Source organism: Pseudoalteromonas sp. MTN2-4, from assembly GCF_042848605.1.
Taxonomy (GTDB): domain Bacteria; phylum Pseudomonadota; class Gammaproteobacteria; order Enterobacterales; family Alteromonadaceae; genus Pseudoalteromonas.
The window spans coordinates 77,438-102,234 of record NZ_BTGK01000008.1; the positions used below are offsets into that span (position 1 = coordinate 77,438).

General features: G+C 41.3%; 23 protein-coding genes. 18 read left to right on the forward strand and 5 right to left on the reverse strand.

Going from position 1 to position 24,797, the window contains the following annotated elements; all coding sequences use genetic code 11:
* The first annotated feature begins 12 nt into the window (after positions 1-12).
* From ACGHEH_RS16850 to ACGHEH_RS16880, 7 genes are all read left to right on the forward strand, one after another.
* Positions 13-786: a protein phosphatase CheZ gene (locus ACGHEH_RS16850; protein WP_390447597.1), complete on the forward strand. Its 774-nt coding sequence runs from the start codon at positions 13-15 to the stop codon at positions 784-786.
* Positions 787-801: 15 nt separating this feature from the next.
* The gene (locus tag ACGHEH_RS16855; protein WP_390447600.1) at positions 802-3,015 is read left to right on the forward strand and encodes a chemotaxis protein CheW; all 2,214 of its coding nucleotides are present in this window, start codon (positions 802-804) and stop codon (positions 3,013-3,015) included.
* Positions 3,016-3,089: 74 nt separating this feature from the next.
* Positions 3,090-4,262, forward strand: a complete 1,173-nt coding sequence (locus ACGHEH_RS16860) for a chemotaxis response regulator protein-glutamate methylesterase (protein WP_390447602.1) — start codon at positions 3,090-3,092, stop codon at positions 4,260-4,262.
* A 34-nt stretch (positions 4,263-4,296) separates the two neighbouring features.
* Positions 4,297-5,067, forward strand: coding sequence for a ParA family protein (locus ACGHEH_RS16865; RefSeq protein WP_390447605.1), 771 nt, complete (start codon positions 4,297-4,299; stop codon positions 5,065-5,067).
* A gap of 7 nt (positions 5,068-5,074) precedes the next feature.
* On the forward strand, positions 5,075-5,854 hold the full coding sequence (locus ACGHEH_RS16870) for a chemotaxis protein CheW (protein WP_390447607.1): 780 nt from the start codon (positions 5,075-5,077) through the stop codon (positions 5,852-5,854).
* Positions 5,855-5,878: 24 nt separating this feature from the next.
* A complete protein-coding gene (locus ACGHEH_RS16875; RefSeq protein WP_138483340.1) occupies positions 5,879-6,376 on the forward strand; it encodes a chemotaxis protein CheW in 498 nt (165 codons plus the stop codon).
* Positions 6,377-6,808, forward strand: a complete 432-nt coding sequence (locus ACGHEH_RS16880; protein ID WP_390447611.1) for a DUF2802 domain-containing protein — start codon at positions 6,377-6,379, stop codon at positions 6,806-6,808. It abuts the gene before it with no gap.
* A 37-nt stretch (positions 6,809-6,845) separates the two neighbouring features.
* On the opposite strand, the gene ACGHEH_RS16885 is transcribed toward ACGHEH_RS16880, so the two are convergent.
* Both ACGHEH_RS16885 and ACGHEH_RS16890 read right to left on the reverse strand, forming a co-directional pair.
* Positions 6,846-7,142: an EscU/YscU/HrcU family type III secretion system export apparatus switch protein gene (locus ACGHEH_RS16885; RefSeq protein WP_390447614.1), complete on the reverse strand. Its 297-nt coding sequence runs from the start codon at positions 7,140-7,142 to the stop codon at positions 6,846-6,848.
* Between the two features lie 11 nt (positions 7,143-7,153).
* The gene (locus ACGHEH_RS16890) at positions 7,154-9,931 is read right to left on the reverse strand and encodes a flagellar hook-length control protein FliK (RefSeq protein WP_390447617.1); all 2,778 of its coding nucleotides are present in this window, start codon (positions 9,929-9,931) and stop codon (positions 7,154-7,156) included.
* A gap of 102 nt (positions 9,932-10,033) precedes the next feature.
* Between ACGHEH_RS16890 and ccmA the strand changes: the two genes are divergently transcribed.
* Genes ccmA through ACGHEH_RS16940 form a run of 10 tightly spaced genes read left to right on the forward strand, consistent with a single transcriptional unit; the run spans position 10,034 to position 17,760 of the window.
* A complete protein-coding gene (gene ccmA / locus ACGHEH_RS16895; RefSeq protein ID WP_138483473.1) occupies positions 10,034-10,654 on the forward strand; it encodes a cytochrome c biogenesis heme-transporting ATPase CcmA in 621 nt (206 codons plus the stop codon).
* Entirely contained in the window at positions 10,654-11,340 is a 687-nt protein-coding gene (ccmB, locus tag ACGHEH_RS16900) for a heme exporter protein CcmB (RefSeq protein WP_390447619.1), read from the forward strand. Before ccmA ends, ccmB begins: the two co-directional genes overlap by 1 nt.
* Before the next feature lies 1 nt (position 11,341).
* Positions 11,342-12,079 (forward strand): heme ABC transporter permease, encoded by a 738-nt coding sequence (locus ACGHEH_RS16905; protein WP_390447621.1) that lies wholly within the window; start codon positions 11,342-11,344, stop codon positions 12,077-12,079.
* Positions 12,080-12,081: 2 nt separating this feature from the next.
* Complete coding sequence (gene ccmD, locus ACGHEH_RS16910; RefSeq protein WP_390447624.1) at positions 12,082-12,285, forward strand: heme exporter protein CcmD; 204 nt, start codon at positions 12,082-12,084, stop codon at positions 12,283-12,285.
* Complete coding sequence (gene ccmE / locus ACGHEH_RS16915) at positions 12,282-12,761, forward strand: cytochrome c maturation protein CcmE (protein ID WP_390447627.1); 480 nt, start codon at positions 12,282-12,284, stop codon at positions 12,759-12,761. Before ccmD ends, ccmE begins: the two co-directional genes overlap by 4 nt.
* Before the next feature lies 1 nt (position 12,762).
* Positions 12,763-14,715, forward strand: coding sequence for a heme lyase CcmF/NrfE family subunit (locus ACGHEH_RS16920; protein WP_390447629.1), 1,953 nt, complete (start codon positions 12,763-12,765; stop codon positions 14,713-14,715).
* Positions 14,712-15,284, forward strand: a complete 573-nt coding sequence (locus ACGHEH_RS16925; RefSeq protein WP_138483324.1) for a DsbE family thiol:disulfide interchange protein — start codon at positions 14,712-14,714, stop codon at positions 15,282-15,284. The genes ACGHEH_RS16920 and ACGHEH_RS16925 overlap by 4 nt, the downstream gene beginning before the upstream one ends.
* Positions 15,281-15,745 (forward strand): cytochrome c-type biogenesis protein, encoded by a 465-nt coding sequence (locus ACGHEH_RS16930; protein WP_058029226.1) that lies wholly within the window; start codon positions 15,281-15,283, stop codon positions 15,743-15,745. Before ACGHEH_RS16925 ends, ACGHEH_RS16930 begins: the two co-directional genes overlap by 4 nt.
* Before the next feature lie 5 nt (positions 15,746-15,750).
* Positions 15,751-17,025 carry a c-type cytochrome biogenesis protein CcmI gene (gene ccmI, locus ACGHEH_RS16935; RefSeq protein WP_390447846.1) on the forward strand — a complete coding sequence of 425 codons (1,275 nt, stop codon included), beginning with the start codon at positions 15,751-15,753 and terminating at the stop codon, positions 17,023-17,025.
* Positions 17,026-17,760 (forward strand): VacJ family lipoprotein, encoded by a 735-nt coding sequence (locus ACGHEH_RS16940; protein ID WP_390447633.1) that lies wholly within the window; start codon positions 17,026-17,028, stop codon positions 17,758-17,760.
* A 68-nt stretch (positions 17,761-17,828) separates the two neighbouring features.
* Here the strand turns inward: ACGHEH_RS16940 and ACGHEH_RS16945 are convergent, their stop codons facing one another.
* Together ACGHEH_RS16945 and ACGHEH_RS16950 are read right to left on the reverse strand one after the other, a co-directional pair.
* Entirely contained in the window at positions 17,829-19,850 is a 2,022-nt protein-coding gene (locus ACGHEH_RS16945) for a TonB-dependent copper receptor (protein WP_390447636.1), read from the reverse strand.
* Positions 19,851-19,987: 137 nt separating this feature from the next.
* The gene (locus ACGHEH_RS16950; protein WP_390447639.1) at positions 19,988-21,214 is read right to left on the reverse strand and encodes an EAL and HDOD domain-containing protein; all 1,227 of its coding nucleotides are present in this window, start codon (positions 21,212-21,214) and stop codon (positions 19,988-19,990) included.
* A gap of 239 nt (positions 21,215-21,453) precedes the next feature.
* On the opposite strand from ACGHEH_RS16950, the gene putP reads away from it, so the two are divergent.
* Positions 21,454-22,938, forward strand: a complete 1,485-nt coding sequence (putP, locus tag ACGHEH_RS16955) for a sodium/proline symporter PutP (protein ID WP_390447642.1) — start codon at positions 21,454-21,456, stop codon at positions 22,936-22,938.
* Positions 22,939-23,018: 80 nt separating this feature from the next.
* Here putP and ACGHEH_RS16960 read toward each other — a convergent pair whose 3' ends face one another.
* Positions 23,019-24,656, reverse strand: a complete 1,638-nt coding sequence (locus ACGHEH_RS16960) for a methyl-accepting chemotaxis protein (protein WP_390447645.1) — start codon at positions 24,654-24,656, stop codon at positions 23,019-23,021.
* Positions 24,657-24,797 lie beyond the last annotated feature (141 nt).

The window sequence follows — 24,797 nt, forward strand, 5'->3', positions numbered from 1 at the left end:
AAGGAGAGGCGGATGTCAGCACCTTCTGTGCCTCAAATAACACTTGAGCAAGCTAAGCAACTGGTTACTTATCTTGAGCAAGGCGAGCAAGATAAAGCAGATAAATTAATCATGGAGGCTGCAAGTAAAGAGCAATCTGAACTTTTTGCTGAAGTGGGTAAATTGACTCGTCAACTACACGAGTCATTGAAAAATTTTGAGCTTGATACTCGTATTTCTGATTTGACGACAGAAGCCTTACCGGATGCTAAAGAACGTTTGAATTACGTCATGGAAATGACAGAAAACGCAGCCAATAAAACGATGGATGCAGTTGAAGCAAGTTTGCCTCTCGCGCAGCAGCTCGCAGACGATTTATCTGATATAAAACCAACTTGGGATCGACTTATGAGACGTGATATCCAGCTTGGTGAATTCAAATCTCTTTGTCATGATTTAGATAAGTTTATGCAAGGCTCTCAAGCAACAACAGATGAGCTTCAGGGGCATATGACAAATGTTTTAATGGCTCAAGATTATCAAGACTTAACTGGTCAGGTCATTCGACGTGTTATCGAATTAGTTAGAGAAGTAGAAGACAGTTTAATCCACTTACTAACTGTATTTGGTTCAGCAGAAGAACCTCAATCAAAACAAAAAGAAAACATTGAAGGGGTTCAGGTTGCTGAAATTGATCCTGTAGAGATATCTGGACCTGAAGGTCCGATAATGAATGCAGAATCTAGAGAAGATGTCGTATCCAATCAAGATGAGGTCGACGATTTATTGTCGAGCTTAGGCTTCTAATAGGAGAGTGTGTACATGAGCTTTGAAGTCGATGAAGATATATTGCAAGACTTTCTTGTTGAAGCTGGTGAAATATTAGAGTTGTTATCTGAGCAGCTTGTTGAGCTAGAGAATAACCCTGAAGATAAAGAATTATTAAATGCAATCTTTAGAGGCTTTCACACCGTTAAAGGTGGTGCGGGCTTTTTGAGCATGACTGAGCTTGTTGACGCATGTCATGGTGCGGAAAATGTATTCGATGTTTTAAGACAAGGGCAACGTTCTGTTTCTCCTGAATTGATGGATGTCATTCTTCAGTCCTTAGATACCATCAATGAAATGTTCGCGCACATTCAAAATCGTGAACAACCTGATCCCGCAGATCCTGCTTTACTTGAGACACTTCACCAGTTAAGTAAGCCTGAATCAGAAGACGAGCAAATTTCTACTCCAAGTTCAGAACCAGAGCCTGTTGTTGAAGAGACACCACATGTTGATTTATCTGCTGATGATATTCTTTTTGATATTGATACCGATGATGTAGCTGGTGAAACTACCTCAGAAAGTATTGATGAAATAACAGAAGACGAATTTGAGAGCTTACTTGATGAGCTACATGGGGCTGGTAAAGGCCCAGCAGTTGAGCAAACTCCTTCAACTGCCTCAAGCACAGATGATGGTGATATTACAGACGATGAGTTTGATAGCCTTTTAGATGAGCTTCATGGCGTTGGTAGTTTTGGTACGATTAGTACACCTGCTCAAACAAGCACAGGCACTAGCCAAGCGTCTTCATCATCCTCTTCAGCACCATCTTCAAGTGATGATGAAATAAACGATGAAGAATTCGAGGCATTGTTAGATGAACTTCATGGTAAAGGCGGGGCGCCAAAGTCATTAGAAACTGCTGTACCTAGCAAGCCTGCCGCGAATATTGAAGCCAATCAACCTGAGCCCGTTGCAGCTAAGTCAGTTGCAAAACCCAAACCGGCTCCTCAACCAGCAAAGCCAGCACCTTCACCAGCACCAGCTGCAAAAGCCCAAGGTGCGCCAGCTTCAGCCAAAAAACCGCCAGCACCTCAAGCTGAGACGACAGTACGAGTTGATACAAAACGCCTAGATCAAATTATGAACATGGTGGGTGAACTGGTATTAGTGAGAAACCGTCTCGTTAGTTTGGCAAATAATTCTAGCAGTGAGGCTATGGGTAAGGCGATATCTAACCTTGACGTGGTTACCGCGGATCTACAAGGTGCGGTAATGAAAACACGAATGCAGCCAATTAAGAAAGTATTTGGCCGATTCCCTCGTGTTGTTAGAGACTTAGCTCGTAGTTTAAAGAAAGATATTAATCTTATTCTTGAAGGTGAAGAGACCGATTTAGATAAAAACTTAGTAGAAGCGCTTGCAGATCCGCTTGTTCACTTAGTTAGAAATTCAGTTGACCATGGTATTGAAATGCCAGATGTTCGTGAGGCATCAGGTAAACCTCGTACAGGTACAGTGACCCTCTCTGCTTCTCAAGAAGGTGACCATATTCTGTTGACCATTAAAGATGATGGTGCAGGGATGGATGCTGAAAAATTGAAAAAGATTGCGATTAATAAAGGCGTTATTGATTCAGACCAAGCAAGTCGGTTGTCTGACACCGAAGCTTATAACTTGATTTTTGCACCTGGTTTCTCAACAAAAGAAGAAATTTCAGATATTTCAGGCCGCGGCGTTGGGATGGACGTTGTTAAAACGAAAATCACTCAACTTAACGGCTCTGTTAATATTCAATCAGAACTCGGTGTGGGTACTATCCTCGAGATAAAAGTTCCATTAACACTGGCTATTTTACCAACCCTAATGGTTATTGTTGGTGAACAAACATTTGCTTTACCTCTCGCTGGTGTGAGTGAGATCTTCCATTTAGATTTAACAAAAACAAATGTGGTAGATGGCCAGTTAACGATTATTGTGCGTGAAAAAGCAATTCCTTTATTCTACTTAGAGCACTGGCTTGTTAAAGGGGCTGATAGATCAACGAAGAAAGCTGAAGGACATGTTGTTATAGTGCAAATAGGTACTCAACAAGTTGGCTTTGTGGTTGATTCTCTCATCGGCCAAGAAGAAGTTGTAATAAAGCCACTAGATGCTCTATTGCAAGGTACACCAGGTATGGCTGGTGCAACAATCACTTCTGATGGTGGCATAGCATTAATTTTAGATGTGCCAAATATGCTAAAACACTATGCAGGTAAATAACCTCAAATAGTAACACATTGTAAAGTGGTGCGGATGCACCACTTTTCGTTCTTCAGAATTCATAGAGTATGCCAATGGCAGTAAAAGTTTTAGTTGTAGATGATTCAAGCTTTTTTAGGCGTCGAGTCAGCGAAATTTTAGAGCAAGATAGTGATATTAAGGTAATTGACTTTGCTGTTAATGGACAAGAAGCGGTTGAAAAGGCGGCTTCATTACGTCCAGATGTTATTACTATGGATGTAGAAATGCCTATTTTAGACGGAATTAGCGCCGTTAAAAAAATTATGCAGGCCAACCCTACTCCAATCTTAATGTTTTCATCACTAACTCGTGAAGGGGCAAGTGCTACTCTAGATGCGCTTGATGCAGGCGCATTAGACTTTTTACCTAAAAAGTTTGAAGACATTGCCCGAAATAGCGAAGAAGCAATTAAGTCTCTACAAAACAAAGTAAAAGAAATTGGACGAAGAAGGCTTCCTCGCTCAATTAGCAGTTATTCTCGACCTGCTGTGAGCAAGCCAGCACCTTCTCAACCGCAGGTTTCGGGTAGACCTGCAGTGTCGGCTCGTACTGCAAGCGTTGCTCAACCGGATAGAAGCTTTCAAAGAACAGCTGTTCAGCCAGCATCAAACTCAGCCACGACAGCTAAACAGTTCAAAGCTTCTGGAAAGCAATACAAAATAGTGGCAATAGGGACTTCAACAGGCGGTCCTGTTGCATTGCAAACCATTCTGACACAGCTACCTGCTAACTTTCCACATCCGATATTGTTGATTCAACATATGCCAGCAGCTTTTACACCTGCTTTCGCTACACGGTTAAATAGCCTGTGCAAGATAAAGGTAAAAGAGGCAGAACATGGTGATAAATTACAGCCAGGTGTTGCTTATTTGGCCCCAGGTGGCAAGCAAATGCTGGTTGAGTCTAAAGGTGCAATGAAAACGCTTCGAGTGTTTGAGGATGACAGTGCAAGAGTAACCTACAAGCCTTGCGTTGATGTCACCTTTGCAAGTGCTGCAAAAGCTTATCAAGCTGATGTACTCGCGATTGTTCTGACGGGAATGGGCGCAGATGGTCGAGATGGCGCACGTTTACTCAAACAGTCAGGCGCAACAATCTGGGCTCAGGATGAGCAGACCTGCGTGGTTTACGGCATGCCTCAAGCTGTTGCAAATGCAGGGCTATCTTCTGAAAGCTTGGCTTTACATGATGTTGCCACAAGAATTAATAAAGAAATAGGTTGTTAATCTATTTCTTAAAGCACTAGGAAGTATTTTTTTCGTGAAAATCTGGACTGTAGCAAATCAAAAAGGTGGTGTTGGAAAAACAACAACTACAGTGAGTCTTGGCGGTATTCTCGCCAAGCAAGGCAAACGCGTTTTGCTGATAGATACAGATCCTCACGCATCCCTGACTTATTATTTTGGCATTGATTCTGAAGAGTTAGAAGTCAGTGTTTATGATATTTTTGCTCGAGGGACGGCAATGGAGAGCGAGGAAATCCTCCAAGCTTTATGCCCCTCAACCATTGAGAACCTTGATATTTTACCAGCAACTATGGCGATTGCGACGCTAGACCGAAGCATGGGAAACCGCAATGGTATGGGCTTAATTCTGAAAAAAACACTCGCGAAAATAAGTGAACACTACGATTATGCGATTCTTGATTGCCCACCTGTACTAGGTGTGTTAATGGTAAATGCACTCGCAGCCAGTGAACGTGTGTTAATTCCTGTGCAAACAGAGTTCCTAGCGCTCAAAGGTTTAGATCGTATGATGCGTACTATGGAATTAATGCAAAGCTCTCAAGCAAAACAATATAATTACACTATCGTACCAACCATGTATGATAAGCGAACGAAGGCATCGTTAGAGGCATACAAAACATTGCTTGCCAATTACGAAGGGTCTGTGTGGCCTGGTGTTATTCCAGTCGACACAAAATTTCGAGATGCCAGTTTGGCACAGCAAGCGCCGGTTGAGTTCTGTCCTAAATCTAGAGGTGTATTTGCGTATAAAGCACTGCTAGAGTATTTAATTAAGAGTAGTTAGAGGGTATATGAGTAAACATCTGTTTGCTAATGAAAAAGTAATGAAACAGTATCTTGGCGCATTATTACAAGAAGATGAGCCTCAAGAGACTATGCTTGCCCCAGTGGCAAAATTACTCGAGCGTGTACCTGAGATTACTGAGACAGAGTTAAGCCAACCAGTCAATAAAGTTATACCAGATATCGTTGAGACTCAGCCCACATCGGAATTAAAAAGCCGTGAGGTTGTCGAAATACCAGAGGGTGAATCGAAAGATCTTGAGTTAACAAAAAATAATACTATTATCAAAGAAGAAGCTGTTGTTGAACCAAGTTTAACAAGTGTTCAAGAAGAGTATGGTGAAAGTGAGTTTCAAGCTCTATTTTTTGAAGTCGCAGGGCTAACCCTTGCTGTTCCTTTAAAGTCTTTAGGTGGTATTCACCAACTAGGAGAAGTGACACAACTTTTCGGCAAACCTAAGTGGTTTAAAGGTGTCATGCTTAACCGTGAAGAAAAGCTAAATGTTGTTGATACTGCTAGATGGGTTATGCCAGAGAAGTATACCCCAGAGCTTGAAGAGAAACTGGATTATCAATACTTAATTACACTCGGAGATAGCCCTTGGGGGTTGTTGGCTGAAAATTTGATTAATAACATTACATTAAAGCCTGAAGACATTAAATGGCGCATAAATGGTGGCAAGCGACCTTGGCTTGCAGGCGTCATTAAAGAAAAAATGTGTGCTTTGATTGATGTAGAGAATTTAAACCGCTTACTAGAGCAAGGCTTAGATAGCCAAGAGCAGTAACTCAGAACTTTATGGAGTATAACCATGAGCCAAGATAGACTACTTTCTGCAGACAATAATGCCGACAGTAATGATGAAGTTCTTCAATGGGTAACTTATAAGTTAGAAGACGAAACGTATGGTATTAATGTAATGCAAGTGCAGGAAGTGCTGCGTTATACTGAAATTGCCCCAGTTCCTGGAGCACCAAGCTATGTTCTTGGTATTATCAATCTGCGTGGTAACGTTGTTACGGTCATTGATACTCGCGCACGTTTTGGTTTGATGAGTGCAGAGGTGACAGACAATTCTAGGATTGTCATCATCGAAGCAGAAAAGCAGGTCATTGGTATTCTTGTTGATAGTGTTGCTGAAGTTGTTTACTTACGCAGCTCAGAAATTGACAGCGCACCAAACATTGGTACTGAAGAAAGTGCTAAGTTCATCCAAGGCGTTTCGAACCGTGAGGGTGAGCTACTTATTCTTGTTGATTTGAATAAGTTACTCAGCGATGATGAGTGGGATGAATTGAGTCACATATAAGTGGTAGCTGTCGTTCAAGAAAATCTTGCTTTTATTGCAGTCACTATTACCTCAGGCATCTTCTTTTTAATATGCCTGGGGTTTGTTTTTAGGTTGCAAAAAAAGTTAGAACAAAATCATAAAAATCAAAAGTTTTTAAAACAACAGCTCGAAGAATCGAATGCTCAAACTGAGATACTACGCAGTGAAATAGCGGAGTTAAGATCGGGTTTAATGAGCATAGGCAAGCGTTTATTGGCTTGTGAAAATTTTGCTAAAGATTTAGCTCAGCAACAAGCTGCACAAAAGTATGATGATCCAGACGCAAAAATTTATTCTCGAGCGGTTAAAATGATTGAATTAGGTGCCGGTCTCGAAGAGATAATGCAAGAGTGTGAAATACCTCGAGCAGAAGCAGAGTTACTTCTTTCATTGCACCAAAAGCAATCTTAAATTTAAGCGCTGAGTACTCTACTCGGCGCTTTTTGTTTCAAGCTTTTATATTTAGCTTCTTATTAAAACCTTCCCAGCCAGGTGGAAACTTTCCTCTTAAAACATAAGAAAAAGCAATTAACTCGGCGATGACATAATAGAGCTCTTTAGGGATCTCTTGGTGCATCTCAAGTTGATTTAATGTCGACGCCAGTTCGGCATCTTCGTGGATCATAATACCTTTTTCTTTGGCTTGGGTAATGATCTCATCGGCTAAGTCACCAAACCCTTTACAGACAACTTCAGGTGACTTGCCAGCTTCATATAGTAAGCCAATGGCTGATTTTTTTTCCATATTATCTTCCCCTAAACCTGAATATTGACAATAGCATGCTGAGTAAAAAATAAATCAGCTTTTTCACTGTCTTCAGTTAACTCGATGTCACCTACTTGAAGACCATGAGCACTTAATTTCCTTCTCAAAGTATCAAGGTGCGGCGCAGCTATTGTACACACCTGAGAGGAGTTTCCGGTTATTTGACATTCCAGTGATTTATCCATGAGTTCAGCTTGTACAAAGAGTTTCCCTACCGAAGCGAAGTCGAAATTTAATCGGATATACCAAACCGTTTTATCAGGTAAATTACCTTTTGCTGGTTTTTTATAATTGCCTATTTGTAAATGTGTCTGTGTGCAGTTGTCTGGGAGCTTTGTTGGTAAAAACAAACTGACTAATAGTTGGGTATCACTACTTTGGTTTTGATTTTGGTTGATGTTTACTGACTGAGCCATATTTTGTTGCAAACTATTATTGAGTTGCACGAGTTCACTCATTAAAGATGAGTTTAAATTAGGGATTTGCTGCTGAAGTTGGCCGATATTCTGTGCTTTAAAATTGGGTTGTAGGGTTTTTATCAGAGCATCGAATTTCGCTTGAGTTGAACTGTCGATATTTTCATTTTGCATCACTTTTGGTGCAGATAAAAATGTGAGCAGCAACTTTTCAACGTTATTCAGTAAACTACTACTTTGTAGGTTAGTATTTATATTGCTTTGAGTCGCTGCGCTAGCAATTGGGTTTGGTAAGTTAAGCTCATTGGCAATTTGAGCTGAAGAGTGCTGTTTCTCATCTATCATTCTAGAAAAAGCTTGATGCACCAAACGCGTAAGGTCTGGTGACTTGTCATCCTTAAAGCGTGAGAGTTTATTAATCTGCTCTGAACTTACTTCCGGCACCAATTTTTCGGTTTTATCTATTTGTTGCTCAGATATAAATGGCTTAATCAAAAGTTTCTCAAGGCTACCTGAAAGCACATAATGATTCTTTATGATTGACACTACATTTTGGCTAGGAAGCTTAACTTGGTTTGAGTCATTCATTATTTGAGGTTGGGGGCTGAGACTTTGTTGTATAGCATTAGTATTTTTCGAAAAGATTTTACTTTGCTGTGTTACCGGCCCCATACTGTTTTGCATTGAACTTTGAGTATCTGAAGCTGCACCATTTTTAACATCATTTTGCTCTTTTCCTGTCTTATGTTGCTGCGATACTGCACTTTGTAGGTTTGATAAAGTAGAAGCCGTGGAGCGAGTATTTATTTTTTTAGTAGAAGCTTTTGGTGTTTGTAATTGCTCACTTTTATTTGCGTTTTTATCTCCTACAAAGGGGGAGCTTAGCCCTTTATCAGAGTTAACTTCACTGCTTGAAGGTGTTCTTTGAATTGACTCTTTAGATATAACCCTTTCTTGCGTAGCCATTTGAGCTTTGTTGGAGTCTATTTCAGTCTTCACCTGTTTGGCTTTTGGCTGCTGTAATGATGCTTCTTGCTTAAGTGAGGGAATTGACTCAGATGGAAGCTTATTTGGATCACTTACACTTGATGCCATGGACGCTTTGGGCGTTGCTTTCAAATTTTCCTGAGAAAATAGCGCGGTTGCTAAAAGGTGCTCCGGAACTTTGAGTGGTGTCGTAATCGTAAATTGCGGTGTAAAAGCTATTGTTTGTCTGATCTGAGAAAATAGCTGCACAATCGGTTCTGATTTTAAGTTTTTTGCTTCAGGGTAAATGAACGTTTGAGAGGCGGGTGTTTTGTTTAAGGTAGGTAATTTCTTCACAACAGCCGCGATATCCACATTTGAAGAAACAGTGTTTTTACTGTTTTTCTCACCGATCAACATAAAAGGCGCTGCAATAATATTTTGTAATGCAGCTCGTACTGCTTGCTTTACGTCTTTAAATGAAACATTCAGCAAGGGCTTGTCATAATGCAACCCCGATTTGAGAGGCGCCTCGTTTGTGGGCCTTTCCAACTTTGTAGCCTGTGTAAGCATTGACTTAGCTGAATGCTTTAATTGAATAGCATATTGTTTCGACTTTTCGCTAATTTCAAGGCCATGCATGGTGGAAGTAGGTGTTGCAGCCCGCCAGCTTTTGTCTTGGGTGTTTGTTGAAAGCAGTTCTATATTTCTGAGTGATAAAGCGGCTTTGGTGACTGGGTGTTGAATTTTTGGCGCTTTCTCAGAAAAATTAAGAACCATAGAAGGAAAGCTATTTGTTAGGCTCTGTGTAATTTTATTCCTGGCGATTGGTTGTTTGAGCAGTTGCTCTCCAAAGCGATCACTTATCGTGAGTAATACCTGTGCAGTATTGGCATTTAACTTTGCAATTAATTTAGGCTCTGCGGCAAGTATTTTTGCAAGACTTGGATTGATTGCTAGATTTACATCAAGCTTAGGAAGTTGAAGACTTGCGGGTGTGGTTTTTATTTCAGCGTGTGTCGTTATATTTGGGCCAATTGAATCTCCCTTTAAAAAGTTCAACAGAGAGAGTAATTGGTCAGTAGCCTTGATATGTACACCCTGTTTTGGGGTTTGTAATGTTAATTTTAATCCCGTTTCATCAAGCTTAACAATTGCTTCTGGTAATTCAAGTTTTTGACTTTGAGGCTCTATTGCAAGGCGAACAGTTTGCCAGCGTCCACTTATTTCGATGTCCATACTGATTGAATCAGATTTTATCGAAATGTTTTTAGCTAAGAAGGATTGCTCAATCGAGTTATGCAAAGCGCGTCTATTTGCTTCGCTTAAAGTTGAGATAGACTCAGATGAGACCGAGTTCAGGTTTATAATTGGCAATTCGTTCATTATTTTAAATCAAATTTTCAGTAATCGGTCGCAAAGCTCTGTTCGTATTACCATACCATTATGGTAGACTATCGCCCAATTTTACGCACCGAGAATACTAATTTGCTAGAGGTTAAATCTGTTACTTGCGTCAAGCAAGAACGCTGTTTATTTGAAGCGCTTAGCTTTACACTCGGATCTGGCAAGATTATGCAAATTGAAGGCCCAAATGGTGCGGGAAAAACCTCTTTATTGAGGATTTTGTCAGGCTTTGCTCAACCAGAAGAGGGCGAGGTGCTGTTCGAGCAGCGTTCAATTAATGATTATTACGATGAATTTGCTGCTGAGTTATTATTCATTGGGCATAAAACGGGTGTAAACACTCAACTTACCGCATTTGAAAATGTCTGTCATTGGTTGCGTGTTCACGGTTATAACGATGAAAGTCAGGTTTATGACTTATTAGGTAAGTTAGGCTTAGTGGGCCTAGAAGATGTACCTGTCAGAACACTATCAGCAGGCCAGCAACGTCGAGTTGCACTTGTTAGACTTTGGCTTAACAGCGCTAAGCTGTGGATTTTAGATGAGCCTTTTACTGCCCTTGATAAAAAAGGCGTTGCCATGTTGCAATCTCGTTTTAATGAGCACCTCGAGCAAGGCGGGTCAATTTTATTAACAACGCACCAAGACCTTACGCAGCATTTTGAACAATTACAAACTTTAGTGCTGGAGTATCGACACTAATGCAAGTAAATCATTCTTATTGGCAGCTTTTTAAAGCTGTATACAGCAAAGATGTCACTTTAGCATTTAGGCAACGTGCAGAAATAGTAAACCCGTTATTGTTTTTTCTAATCGTCATTACCTTGTTCCCTTTAGCAATTGGCCCTGAGCCTGGGTTATTAGCTCGCATGGCGCCAGGTATTATTTGGGTCGCAGCGTTACTGTCTACCATGCTAGGCCTTGATAAGTTATTCAGAGATGATTATCACGATGGTTCATTAGAGCAAATGATTGCCTCACCCTATCCATTGTCTTTGTGCGTGTTAGCGAAAGTCTTTGCGCATTGGACCATCACGGGTTTACCTATGGTTCTCATGGCACCCATGTTTGCACTTTTGATTAACCTTGAGTCTCAGGCGCTCGGTGCAACCATTTTAACCTTATTAATCGGAACTCCATTGTTAAGCTTTATCGGTGCCATCGGCGCTGGTTTAACAGTGGGCTTACAAAAAGGAGGTATTCTAATGAGTTTACTTGTTTTGCCTCTTTATATTCCTGTCCTAATTTTTGCAACCTCGGCCATTGATACCAGCAGTATGTCGCTGGCATATGGCGGGCAGCTTGCAATCTTGGGTGCGATGTTAGCACTTGCCTGCATTGCCGCACCTTTAGCCATATCGTCAGCATTAAGAGTGAGTGTAAGTTAACATGTGGAAATGGTTACATCCCTACGCTAAAGCAGATCGTGCATACCAGTTGTGTAACACCTTACTGCCGTATTTTGCCGTAATTACCGTTGTCTGTTTAGTTGTTGGTTGGGTCTGGGGCTTAGCGTTTGCGCCAGCTGATTACCAACAAAAAGACAGCTACAGGATCATCTTTATTCATGTGCCTTCAGCCATTTTGTCTATGGGCGCGTATTCTTCAATGGCGATTGCCGCAATTGTGGCGCTCGTCTGGCAGTTGAGAAATGCTGAGTTGGCTGTAATTGCGATTGCGCCTGTAGGGGCTGCAATGACAGCAATTGCTCTCATCACCGGTGCTGCATGGGGTAAGCCTATGTGGGGAGCATGGTGGGTGTGGGACGCTCGCTTAACTTCAGAGCTCATTCTCTTATTCTTATATCTAGGGGTTTTATCGCTCTATCATGCGTTTGAAGATAAAAAGGTGGCGGGTAAAGCGGCTTGTATCTTAGCGATCGTAGGAGTTATTAATCTACCTATTATTCATTTCTCAGTTGAGTGGTGGAACACGTTACATCAAGGTGCAACCATCACTAAGTTTGATACGTCGGCAATTGACCCTAGCATGTTGTGGCCATTATTTATCAACATCGCAGGCTTTGCTGGTTTTGTGGGTGTGACTTCACTGATTCGTTTAAAGAATGAAATTCTTCAGCGTGAAAAGCACCGTCCTTGGGTACGCAGTTTAGTAAGTCGAGGTTAACAATGCAGTTCGAATCTTTTAGTGACTTTATAGCTATGGGTGGCTACGGCTTCTTTGTGTGGCTTTCATATGGTTCTTGTGCCGCTATTTTGGCTGGCATTCTAATTAGTTCTCTTAACGATAGTAAGAAACTAAAAAAAGAAGTAAAAGCGCAAATGTTGCGTGAAGAGCGTATTAAGAAAGCAAAAGAGGAGGCGCAAGCATGAATCCTAGACGTAAAAAGCGAATGTTTGCTGTGCTAGGCATTATCTTTGGTCTTGGCTCGGCGATCGGCTTAACTTTATACGCATTACAAGAAAACATTAATTTGTTCTATACCCCGTCAGAGCTCATAAATGGCAAGGGTGAAAACTATGAAATGCCATTCGTGGGTCAAAAGTTACGAATTGGTGGCATGGTCGTACCTGGTTCAGTAAAGCGTGATGAAACCTCTTTAGATGTTGAGTTTAAGCTTATTGATACCGGTCCGATGGTAACTATTCGCTATCATGGTATTTTGCCAGATCTGTTTCGTGAAGGTCAGGGTATTGTCGCACAAGGTACTTTAGTTGAGCCTGATGTGATTGAGGCCTTTGAAGTTTTAGCCAAGCATGATGAAGAATATATGCCTGCTGAAATTGCAGAAGCCGTTAAAGGTATTAAACACGAAAAACCAAAATATAATTTAAATAACGAGAATTAGTATGATCCCAGAAATTGGTTATTTCTCGCTTGTACTGGCAATGGGTTTGAGCCTGTTACTATGTATTTTTCCTTTATGGGGCGCTTACACCGGTAATCTTAGGTTAATGCGAGCAGCGCCTTCTTTGGCTGTTGGCCAGTGTCTTTTTGTCCTATTTTCTTTTGCAATTTTAATTTATGTTACGCTGACGGATGATTTTACCGTCGCGTATGTAGCACACCATTCAAGCACAACTTTACCCTGGTATTACAAGGTTACGTCGACTTGGGGTGGCCATGAAGGTGCAATTTTACTCTGGCTCGTAATGCAGTCGTCTTGGACTGCATTAGTTGCGCTTATGTCTAACTCTTTACCTTGGGTTTTACGTGCGCGTGTACTTGGCGTGCTGGGTTTCTTAGGTGTTGGCTTTATGCTTTATACCTTATGGATGTCGAGCCCATTTGAGCGATTACTGCCTTATTACCCAGTAGAAGGGCGTGATTTAAACCCGCTTCTTCAAGATCCGGGTATGATCATTCATCCGCCATTGCTTTATATGGGCTATGTGGGCCTATCTGTATCATTTGCGTTTGCTATAGCTGCATTACTAACTGGTAAGCTTGATAATACTTGGGCTAAGTGGTCTCGCCCATGGACGATGGTTGCGTGGGGTTTCTTAACATTAGGTATCACTATCGGTAGTTGGTGGGCGTATGCTGAACTCGGCTGGGGCGGATGGTGGTTCTGGGATCCAGTTGAAAACGCTTCACTGATGCCATGGTTAGTTGCCACTGCGTTGCTTCATTCTTTAACAGTGACTGAGAAACGCGGTGTGTTTAAATCTTGGACGGTATTACTTGCGATTACTGCGTTTAGTTTATGTTTGCTGGGTACCTTTATCGTTCGTTCAGGGATCATTGTCTCAGTGCATGCCTTCGCGACTGATCCAGACAGAGGACTGTATATCTTGTCGTTCTTGGGTGTCGTGGTAGGTGGCAGCTTAGCGTTATATGCAATGCGCGTTTCTGAAGTTTATAGTGAGGGACGCTATAAGTTCGCTTCTCGAGAGGTGACTCTCTGGGCGAATAATATCTTTTTAGTGGTGGCAACCCTCATTGTATTACTGGGCACCTTGTTGCCTATGATCCATAAAGAGTTAGGCCTGGGCACCATTTCAATTGGTGTGCCTTTCTTTAATCAAATGTTCTCTATTTTGGTTGTGCCTTTCGCTTTATTACTAGGTATTGCGCCTATGATGCGTTGGAAGCAAAACCAATTACCACCTATGGTGAAAAAATGGGTAGGTATGTTGGTCTTAGCTCTGGCTCTGACGGCATTATGGTTATTACCTAACTATGAATATGTTGCGCCAATGACGTTTATTGCAACGGCGCTTGCAGTGTGGATCACACTAGGTACATTGCTAGATATTTTTGATAAGGCGTCGGCACAAGACAGCTTTGCAAATGGTTTAAAACGTTTAGGTTTAAGTTATTGGGCAATGGTGCTTGGTCATATTGGTATTGCATTTGTGATAGCCAGTGTGACACTCACATCAGCGTATTCAGTCGAACGTTCTGTCAGTATGAAACCAGGTGACGTGGCACAGCTAAACGAATACAGCTATCGATTCGATGGTGTAAAGGAAATCCGTGGTCCTAACTACAGTGGTCATGCGGGTGTGGTAACTGTGTTGAAAGACGATAAGTTTATTATTGAGTTATATGCTGAAAAACGCCTATATGATATAGGCATGCAATTTATGACAGAAGCCGCGATTGATGATGGTTTCTTTAGAGACTTATATTTGGCGCTCGGTGAGCAATTGAGTGAAGGTGCATGGTCGTTGCGTATTTATCACAAACCTTACGTTCGCTGGATGTGGCTAGGTGGTATTTTAATTTCGCTTGCCGGTTTCATGGTGGTGGCTGATAAGCGTTACCGCAGAAGAAAGGTAAAGGGAGCTGTAGCATGAATAAAAAGCTATTAGGGTTTATTCCTTTTTTAATCTTCATCTTCTTGTGCGTTTTCTTATACCAAGGCCTGTTTGGTAATCCTAGAGAGTTACAAACAGGTCGTATAGGTCAAACGATGCCAAGCTTTGTTTTACCTGATTTAATGGATGAATCAAAACAGTGGCGTGATACAGACCTAAAAGGTGACGTATATTTACTGAATGTCTGGGGCACTTGGTGCCCGACCTGTATCGCTGAATTAGGCTATCTTACTGAGTTAAGAGAGCGTGGGGTGCGCATTATTGGTTTGTATTATGAGCAAGCTTATGACCCTGATTTTGGTGACCAGTTTGATATCAATGCACTGCGAAATGAAGTGCAGAATATGCTTGATAGAGCTGGCAACCCATATCAATTCAATATCTTAGATTTAGACCGCACTCTGGCACTTGATTTAGGCGTATCAGGTGCGCCGGAAACTTTCCTTGTTGATGCCAATGGTACGATTCTATTGCACCACACAGGTGACATTAACCCTCGAGTTTGGCGTGCTAAGTTTGCACCTGTTATGCAGGAGTTGTCAGAATGAGAATCTTAACTTTGTTATTTCTGAGCATTTTAAGCTTTTCAGCTTATAGTGCCCAAGATGAATATGAGTTTGCGAATGCTGAGCGCGCAGCAACCTTCAAAGCGTTGACACAAGAGCTTCGTTGTCCGAAATGTCAAAATCAGAATATCGCTGATTCAGATGCGATTGTTGCTAAGGACTTACGTGACAAGGTACTAGTGCTAGTTAATGAAGGAAAATCAAAGCAAGAAGTCATTGATTACATGATTGACCGTTATGGCTACTTTGTTCACTACCAACCGCCGGTTACACCTGCAACCATTGTACTTTGGGTATTACCAGTATTAATTGTGATCATTGGTTTTGGCTTTATTGTCTTTCGACAAAAGAAGGCGTCAAAGAAACAAAAGTGGAATGCGCAAGACGAAGAAAAACTCGCGCAACTGATCAAGCAGTATCAACGTCAGGAGCATAATTCATGAGCGCAATGACGCAAATGTGGAGCATGTTTGCTCTATTATCAATTCTTGCCGCTTTATTTGTTGTGGTGCCATTTTTACGACGTGAAAAGGTCATCGCGGTTGATTCTGATGCCAATGCAGAGCGTATTGCCATTTATCAACAGCGCCTAGATGATTTAGAGCAAGAGTTTGCGGATAAGAAAATTGAGCAAACAGCTTACAACGAGTCAATTGTTGAGTTAAAGCGCCGCTTGCTTAATGAGTTATCTCCTGAGAAGCAACTTAATGCTCGAGGTAATAACCGTATATTCGCGTTAACCGGCTTGGCTTTTTTAGTTGCAGTGAGTGCCGTATTTTATGGCTATACAGGCAGTCAAAAGCAAATTGAAGACTGGTACACTGCTATCGATAGGTTGCCAGAATTTGGTGAGCGTGCAGTTTTACAGCAAGGCGAACCACTGTCTCAAAACGAACTTCAAGCATTTGCTTTAGGCCTTCGCACAAAGCTTGCAGAAAGTGGCGATGATGCCGTAGCTTGGATGCTGTTAGGCCGTGTTGCTATGTCACTGGGTGATAATAATATGGCCAAGCAAGCTTTCGAAAAAGCATTGGTTATGCAGCCTGATAATAACAATGTATTGGTAAACTTCAGCCAAGTGTTGTTAATTGAAGGTACTGAGCCGAGCATGAATCGCGCTGCGAGAATGCTATCTAAAGTTTTACAGTCTGATCCAAGTAATATGGACGCGATTTCGCTATTGGCATTAATCGCATATGAGCGTCAAGACTGGGAAGAAGCAAAAGCAGCATTTGAAGTACTGCAATCGTCTATGACCCAAGATGACCCTCGCTATGCCATGATTACAGAGCGTATTCATGATATCGAACATAAAATCAATCCTGATGCTCATGCGCATGAAGAAAATCAGCCTCCTGCAGGAGCATCATTAACGGTCTCTGTGTCGTTAAATGAATCTGTTGCAAATCAGCTACCAGACAATGCGACGCTGTTTATTTTTGCTAAAGCCCATAATGGCCCGCCAATGCCATTGGCTGTGAACAAATTAAAACAATTTCAATTTCCGATTACTGTTACACTTGATGACAGCATGGCTATGATGCCTGATCTGAAGCTTTCTAACTTTGAAAAAGTTGAGATCACTGCCCGAGTTTCAAGTGATGAAGCTGTAACGGTGCAGACGGGCGACTTAGAAGGTCAATCAGACGTAATAGCCTTAGATAATGCGCCGTCAATCGTGCGTATTGAGATCAGTCGTGTAATAACCAGCACAGGAAGCTAAATGTTAAAACCTATATTATCTGCGTTTGCTGCACTCATTATTTCTGGGTGTGCAACAGTTTCCCCTGAGAAAGTTGATGAGCGAGATCCGCTTCAAAGTATCAACAGAACGGTGTACGACTTCAATATGGATGTACTTGATGCATATATTTTGAAGCCTGTCGCCGAAGGGTACCTAGCCGTTACGAATGATCCGGTTAGAAAAAGTGTCTATGCGTTTACTACCAATATTGCAGCTCCTACCGATGCGGTTAACTCATTATTACAAGGAAAACCAAAAGATACAGGCATCAATACCGCGCGGTTCTTGGTGAATTCAACAGTGGGTATTTTTGGTCTCTTTGATGTTGCAAGCTCATTAGGTTTAAAGCATAAAGATGAAGACTTTGGTCAAACCTTAGGCGTATGGGGCGTTGGTGATGGCGCATATTTGATGTTGCCAGGCTATGGACCTTCTACCGCTAGAAACATCACAGGTGATGTGGTTGATAACTTCGTGTTGCCAGAGTTGGCTTTATCAACACCACAAAGCCTATTGGTATTTGCTGTGAGGGCGATAGATACACGTGCGAGCCTTTTATCACAAGAAAAGTTACTACGTGAGTCACTTGACCCTTATGTGTTCATGAAAGATATCTACTTCCAGCGTCAACTTTACGAGCTGCATGATGGTAACCCACCAATCAAAGAAGAAGAAGTTGAAGATTTTGATGAAGACTTCTTAGAAAACCTTTAAGCGCTAATATACTTAATAGCAAGCCAAGTCAATGACTTGGCTTCTTTATCTAAACCTAATTTAAAGAGTTAAAATCGCCAGTTGAGGTTAAGCCAAGCAGTTAACCCCGCTTCGTTCACTCGGCTAGTTTGCTCATATCCATTGACAGCCGCACCTGCACGACTCAAGTGCTCGCTGTAGGCTTTGTCGAGTAAATTATCTATACCAAAACTCCAGTCTATATTTTGACTTTGGCTATAGTTAGCATTCACTGACAGTACACCGTAACCGGTGGACTCTGAGACGTCTTGACCTGCAATGTTACCTTGACCAATGGCTACACGATGTTGCTTTTGTACAACACGCCAAAGCATGCCAAGATGCCAATCTTTTAGAGCGTAATCAAGTGTAAATCGAGCCTGTAAAGCCGGTTGTTGCGCTAATGGTCTATGATCAGTTAGATTTGTAGCCCTTACCCAACTGATACCTGCACCGGTTGATAATGACTTCGTCAGTGAATATTTGCTGTCTAACTCAAAACCAAAGCTCTCAGAGTCAACGTTGCGAGTTACTTTTGCCGGTTTGCCCATTTTCTCAAACGTATTGTCGATGAGAATAAAGTCATCGGTTTGATTGTAGAAAACAGAAGCTGAGCTTTGCCAATTATCAATTTGGTGGACTAAGCCTAAATCGAATTGACTTGTGGTTTCATGCTTTGTATTAAAAGCACTTGTCGTCTTTTCGCTGCTTCGACCTGCACCTAATAATTCCCAATAATCAGGAAATCGCTCTACATAACCGAAGCCAGCAAAGTAACTGGTATTTTCGGTTTGTGCTTGAAATCTTGTGAACCCACTATACAAAGATGACTTTCGGGTCTGAAAAGCAGTCGGGTTAGGGGACATCATCATCATCATTGTACCGACCATTTTGCGTTCATCAGTTGCTTGCCACCTGTCTATGCGCAAGCCCGATACCCATTGTTTGTTTTCCTCTGGACTAAATTCGTATTCAGCAAACACGCCAAACTGCTCAAAATGTCCGTCAGTAGTACGCGTTTGATTGTCAATTGGCATCATATTGATATTCATCGACATACGATTTGTATGCTCATTACTTTGATGATCAACGCCAATGCTAAACTTGCTCGTTTTATTGTACTCACCATGTGCTAAAAGCTTACCGCCGTAAGTTGTTCTGTCAGGGTTCATTGCTCTAGGCGTTTTGTTCATAGGTGTTGCAACGAAATCACGTAATGAGAAGTTGTCCATAATATGATCGACATAATTGTAAAAAACTTGCCCTTCAATGCGTCTAATGATGGTGCCTTCAAGTAACCAATCGAATTTAATTGCACTGTGAGTTCTGTCAAATAAACTCCCGTCCATTGCTCTATCTGCATAAGCAACCTTGCCATCACTACGCCCAAGAGAAAGACTAATAATCTTATCGTCACTTGGTGTGTAAGCAAGCTCTAAATCGGTATTCCATTTCTCGTATGCTGAATGCACGTGCGTGCCATTGCCTGCCTTATAATTATCCGCTTTGTTAAAGCTGGCTGATATATTGGCATAGTAGTCTTGATCTCCAAACTTTAGCTGGGAATTAATACCCCGACGCCCTGCATTGGCAAGCACTAGGTTGCTAAAACCCTCTATACCAGCTTTATCCATTCTGTAACTATCACGCTCAAATAATACGGTCGCAGCGCTGTTGCCTGGTCCATATAATACTGTTTGTGGGCCTTTTATTACGGTAAGCGTGTTATAAGTTTGTGGCGTAATATAAGCCGTTGGAGGGTCCATACGATTACCACAGCCACCTAAGGTGAGGTTGCCATCGGTTAGAATATTTAAGCGCGAGCCTGCTTGACCTCTAAAGACTGGATCTGAGCTTGCAGCCCCTTTTTTGATTAATGAAAAACCACTGATACTTGAGAGTAAATCTGACGCATCTTGAGCAGGCAAGGGCTGCCTTGGTAATTTAGGATCGGTTTTTATATTGAGTGGTGTTTGCATTGGTGCAATGACAACGATTTTTTCTATGTCATCAGCTACAGCATAATTACTTAGTAAGGTGCAGATAAGTCCACTTAGAATTGATTTTTTCATTTAAAAGCCCTGCAATGGAAAGAGTTGTGGGCAGTGTATAGATTTTTACTTGCTGAGGGATGTGACAGATTGTCGCACCTAGCGGAGGTTGTTGGTGCGACAGTATTGTGATTGATTTATATCAATTTATTGCTTAATTAAGCACACTCCATGACTTGGAGTTGTTCATTACCCCAAGTGACAGCTTGGTTGTATATTTCAGGCAGTAAATCATTGCTAAATTTAATTCGTTCACAATATTCACCCGTCATCTCCCAATCTGCCTGCTCATAAGCTTTGATGAGACCTAAATATTGCGCCAGTATCCCTTGTTTTTGCACTAAGGCTTCTTTAATCAGATTGCTTAGAGGCAGTTTTTTCATAACGCCTTCCATGCTTTCATCTAAAATCGCATCCATCAGTGACATCATGCCAACTAAAAAAGCCATGCCTGTGTCTTGGATCCCCTTATGTTTTTGCGCGAGTAGCTCACAAAAGCGTGCACGAGTTAGAGATAATTTGATTAATTCGATAGGTTTTTCAGAAGAAACTTGAGCTGCGAATAACAGAGATAAAAACTTTTTGAGCTCTTGGTTGCCAAGTACAACCACCGCTTGTTTGATTGTATTTATCTCAGCACGTCGTTTAAAAGCAGCGGAATTTGAATAGCGAAGTAACTTATAAGATAAGTTTACGTCTCTTTCAAAAACAGAGCTGATTTTTTTGATATCAACATCAACCACTGAGGTTTCATAAAGCAACTCTGCAAGTGCCATTTCTGAAGGTGGCAGAGATTTGCTTTTCACCATTTCAGGTTTTGCAAAAAAGTAGCCTTGAAAGTAACTAAAGCCAAGTGCCACTGCCTCTTCAAATTGCTCATTAGTCTCAACTTTTTCTGCAACGAGCTTAATATTCTTAAAGTCTTTTGTGGCTTCGATGAGTTCTGAGATCTCTTCATCTGAGGTGATAAGGAGGTCGACTTTAATTTGGTCTATGTATGGATAAAAATGACGCCACACTTTTTGGTGTTTATAGTCATCTAGGGCCAGAGTATAGCCTTTACTTTTTAGCTCTTGAACAGCAGCAAGTAAGCGTTTACCTGGCTGAACGGTTTCGAGAATTTCTATAACAACCTGTTCACTGGGTAACATGCTAGGATAGCCCTTAAGTATGGTATCCAGAGTAAAATTAATGTAAGCAGGCTTGTTGTCCGTTAAGTCTTCTAAGCCAAAATTAAACTGGCTGCCTTCAATGAGCTTAGAGGTGGCTTCATCTCCGTCTATATTAGGAAAAACATTATCTACGCCATCTCGAAACAGTAGCTCATAACCCATAAGCTGTTTGTTTTGGTCAAAAATAGGTTGTCGGGCTGCATAAAAATACATGTACTACTGATCCTGTTACTTACTTTTACATCGTAAATATAAAATATAATGCGTATTAAATCATTAACTAATTTTCGGTTAACAATCCTGTATTAATCCTTTGTTCCTAGTTTGGAGTGTGTTTTTGATGTTAGCCGCACTTGGCTGGGGTTAGTTTTTCATACATGTTATAGTCATCTTGATAATAAGATTAATATTCACCAACCAAGATTCTCTTAATGAGTAAATGGAGGTAAGTTTTGGAAACAGGTACTTTAGTATCTCTTGTTTTATATTTTATCGTGATGTTAGGTATTGGCTTGTATGCTTATCGCAAGTCAACCAGTGATGTTTCAAGCTATATGCTAGGTGGGCGCAGTCTGCCTCCTAGTGTGGCGGCACTTTCTGCCGGCGCTTCAGACATGAGTGGTTGGATTTTGATGGGCTTACCGGGTGCAATGTTCGTGACAGGTTTCAGCAGTACTTGGATTGCGACGGGCTTAGTAATAGGGGCTTGGTTGAACTACTTGTTAGTTGCCCCAAGGCTACGTGTTTATACTGAAGTGGCAAACGACGCCATCACCATTCCCGATTATTTTGCAAATCGCTTTGAAGATAGAGGAAATGCGCTAAGAATTGTGTCGGCTCTAGTCATTATCATTTTCTTTACGCTATACACTTCTTCTGGTGTTGTCGCAGGCGGAAAGCTATTCGAGAACTCCTTCGGCATGAGCTATGAATCAGGTTTATATATAACGACAGGTGTCGTTGTATTGTATACTTTGTTTGGTGGTTTCTTAGCTGTAAGCCTCACAGACTTTGTACAAGGGTGTATTATGTTTGTGGCATTAATTTTGGTGCCTGGTGTTACCTTATCTTTACTAGATAATCCGCTTTCTGTCACGCTTAATGAATTGAATCCGCAGATGATGACTTGGATTGGCGCTGGGGGAGCAATTGGCATTATCTCAGCCATGTCTTGGGGTCTTGGTTATTTTGGCCAGCCGCATATTATTGTACGTTTTATGTCTGTACGTAGTGTGAAAGATATGCCAGTAGCGCGTCGTATTGGTATGAGCTGGATGATAATTGCCGCTTTGGGTGCAGTCTTTACTGGCCTGTTTGGTGCTGCATATGCCCATGAAAAAAACCTTGTAGTCGACGACCCTGAAACAATATTTTTGATTTTGTCACAGTTATTATTCCATCCACTTATAGCTGGTTTCTTACTTGCGGCTATTCTTGCTGCAATTATGAGTACAATTTCTTCTCAGTTATTGGTGAGTTCAAGTTCACTAACTGAAGACTTTTACAAAATTTTTATCCGCCGTGATGCCACAGATAAAGAGCTTGTATTAGTGGGTCGTATCAGTGTAGCGCTGGTTGCATTGTGTGCTATCTATTTGGCGTATGACCGTGACAGCTCAATTTTAGACTTGGTAAGTAATGCGTGGGCAGGGTTCGGTGCAGCATTTGGTCCGCTAGTATTATTTAGTTTGCTTTGGAAACGTATGAACTTTGCTGGTGCATTAGCTGGCATGCTAGTCGGAGCAGGGACCGTTCTTATTTGGATTTATGCACCGATCCAAATTAATGGTCAGTCTTTAAGTAGTTTAATCTATGAAATTGTACCTGGGTTTATTCTTTCTTCAATTGCTATTGTTGTGGTAAGTTTAACTACTGACGAACCATCTTCGCAAATCAGTGATAAATTTGCTGAGTATGAACAAGAGTTAAATGCATAGTTTGATATTTAATAAATGAAAAGGGAGCGATATGCTCCCTTTTTTTGTTTTTACTCACTACTAACTGATAGCTATGTCATCTAACGAATCTTAAATCCCTTTACAATTTCAGATAATTGATGACTGGCTTGTTTCAAACTTAAGCTGGCTTCAGTTAGAGCATGTGTGGTTTCTAGAGAGTGATCGGTGGCTTCTGACAGGTCGGTTATACGAATATTTACTTCCTGTGCAGCTGTGCTTTGCTCTTCCGTTGCACGAGCTATATGGCTATTCATATCTGTAATAGACATAATGAGTCGCTCTATTTCATTTAACACTTCATCTGCTTCTGCAACTTGCTGTACTGTGTTTTCAGAGATTTGCTGACTTGCTTGAACAGCACTCACTGCTTCTTGTGCTCCTCTTTGCAATTTCTCTATCATGGTTTGAATTTCGTCGGTACTTTGCCCTGTACGGCTCGCAAGGGTTCTAACTTCATCTGCTACAACCGCAAAGCCACGACCTTGCTCACCCGCTCTGGCTGCTTCAATAGCGGCATTTAGCGCAAGTAGATTGGTTTGCTCTGAGATCCCTCTAATTACATCTAATACAGAGCCTATATTATTACTTTCTTCAGCAAGCACAGTGGTCACCTCACTGACTTCTTGAATATTACTCGATAAAGTTTCTATCGCAGTGATGGTCTTAGCCACAACTTGCTTACCGTTATTGCTATTCTTGAGCGCATCATTAGCGGCGTGCTCTGCTGCTTCGGCATTTTCGCTTACTTCCCTTATCTGCATACTCATCTGTTCAACTGCAGTGGCAACTTGTCGACTATTATCATTTTGATGTTCAATATGATTCAAATTGACTTTACCTGTATCATCTACTGAATTTGAAAGCCGTTCGACCTCAGTCGCACTTAGGGAAACGCGCTCTATAGAGTGGCGCATTTTTTCAGTGTAGGCGTTAAAGTAGTTTGCTAATTGTGATATCTCGTCTTTGCCTGATTCATCTAGTCGCTGGGTGAGATCACCTTCGCCATGGGAAATGTTTTTCATCATTTCAGTCGCTAAATTGACGGGGTTGAGAATACTGTTGCTAATTAAAGAAATCAGTGCCGCTAAAATGATAAGCAAGACAACCACATCAATAATCATTAAATTTCTAAGTTCTGCAAAGTCCTCTTCAATGGAATCTAGATAAACACCAGAGCCCAAAATCCATTGCCAAGGCGCAAACCCTTTAACATAAGAGATTTTGTCAACGGGGTCATCGAAACCAGGTTTTGGCCACTTATAAGGCACAAACCCTTCACCTTGTTGACGGACAATTTTGACCATTTCCATAAATAGGTATGTGCCATCAGGATCTTTACTTGCTGAGAGTGACCTGCCGACTAATTGTGGCTTCATTGGATGCATAACCATATTTGGGTTGTAATCATTGATCCAATAGTAATTGTCAGTGTCGTAGCGGAGCTTAGAAATAGCATCAAGGGCTGCTTTTTGAGCTTGGTCTTGGGTCAATTCACCAGATTGTTGCAAGTCGTGAAAATGCTCTATGATGCCAAATGTGTTCTCCACGAGGTTTTTGGTTTTCTCATATTGTTGCTGTTCTAGACTAGAAAATTGCTGCGGAAGACTCGTTAAACTTAGTAACACAAGGCCTAATGCGACCACACCGAGTATCATTAGAAGCCGTTGAAATATTGAGAAGTTTCTTAAAAACTGCATACATTCACCACCTTTTTATATTTAAGCTTGTCTAAGCTACGCAAAACAGCTTTTGCGCGAAGAAGCATGCTGTTGGATCTGCATCTAGAAAAAAAATTTAGCTTAGTTTAAAGATTTGATTTTGTCACAACTTGAATGATC

Coding starts and splice junctions, on each gene's coding strand:
- ACGHEH_RS16850 (WP_390447597.1), top strand. CDS start 13: ATGTCAGCACCTTCTGTGCCTCAAATAACACTTGAGCAAGCTAAGCAA.
- ACGHEH_RS16855 (WP_390447600.1), top strand. CDS start 802: ATGAGCTTTGAAGTCGATGAAGATATATTGCAAGACTTTCTTGTTGAA.
- ACGHEH_RS16860 (WP_390447602.1), top strand. CDS start 3,090: ATGGCAGTAAAAGTTTTAGTTGTAGATGATTCAAGCTTTTTTAGGCGT.
- ACGHEH_RS16870 (WP_390447607.1), top strand. CDS start 5,075: ATGAGTAAACATCTGTTTGCTAATGAAAAAGTAATGAAACAGTATCTT.
- ACGHEH_RS16875 (WP_138483340.1), top strand. CDS start 5,879: ATGAGCCAAGATAGACTACTTTCTGCAGACAATAATGCCGACAGTAAT.
- ACGHEH_RS16885 (WP_390447614.1), bottom strand. CDS start 7,142: ATGGAAAAAAAATCAGCCATTGGCTTACTATATGAAGCTGGCAAGTCA.
- ACGHEH_RS16890 (WP_390447617.1), bottom strand. CDS start 9,931: ATGAACGAATTGCCAATTATAAACCTGAACTCGGTCTCATCTGAGTCT.
- ccmB (WP_390447619.1), top strand. CDS start 10,654: ATGCAAGTAAATCATTCTTATTGGCAGCTTTTTAAAGCTGTATACAGC.
- ACGHEH_RS16905 (WP_390447621.1), top strand. CDS start 11,342: ATGTGGAAATGGTTACATCCCTACGCTAAAGCAGATCGTGCATACCAG.
- ccmD (WP_390447624.1), top strand. CDS start 12,082: ATGCAGTTCGAATCTTTTAGTGACTTTATAGCTATGGGTGGCTACGGC.
- ccmE (WP_390447627.1), top strand. CDS start 12,282: ATGAATCCTAGACGTAAAAAGCGAATGTTTGCTGTGCTAGGCATTATC.
- ACGHEH_RS16920 (WP_390447629.1), top strand. CDS start 12,763: ATGATCCCAGAAATTGGTTATTTCTCGCTTGTACTGGCAATGGGTTTG.
- ACGHEH_RS16925 (WP_138483324.1), top strand. CDS start 14,712: ATGAATAAAAAGCTATTAGGGTTTATTCCTTTTTTAATCTTCATCTTC.
- ACGHEH_RS16930 (WP_058029226.1), top strand. CDS start 15,281: ATGAGAATCTTAACTTTGTTATTTCTGAGCATTTTAAGCTTTTCAGCT.
- ccmI (WP_390447846.1), top strand. CDS start 15,751: ATGACGCAAATGTGGAGCATGTTTGCTCTATTATCAATTCTTGCCGCT.
- ACGHEH_RS16940 (WP_390447633.1), top strand. CDS start 17,026: ATGTTAAAACCTATATTATCTGCGTTTGCTGCACTCATTATTTCTGGG.
- ACGHEH_RS16945 (WP_390447636.1), bottom strand. CDS start 19,850: ATGAAAAAATCAATTCTAAGTGGACTTATCTGCACCTTACTAAGTAAT.
- ACGHEH_RS16950 (WP_390447639.1), bottom strand. CDS start 21,214: ATGTATTTTTATGCAGCCCGACAACCTATTTTTGACCAAAACAAACAG.
- ACGHEH_RS16960 (WP_390447645.1), bottom strand. CDS start 24,656: ATGCAGTTTTTAAGAAACTTCTCAATATTTCAACGGCTTCTAATGATA.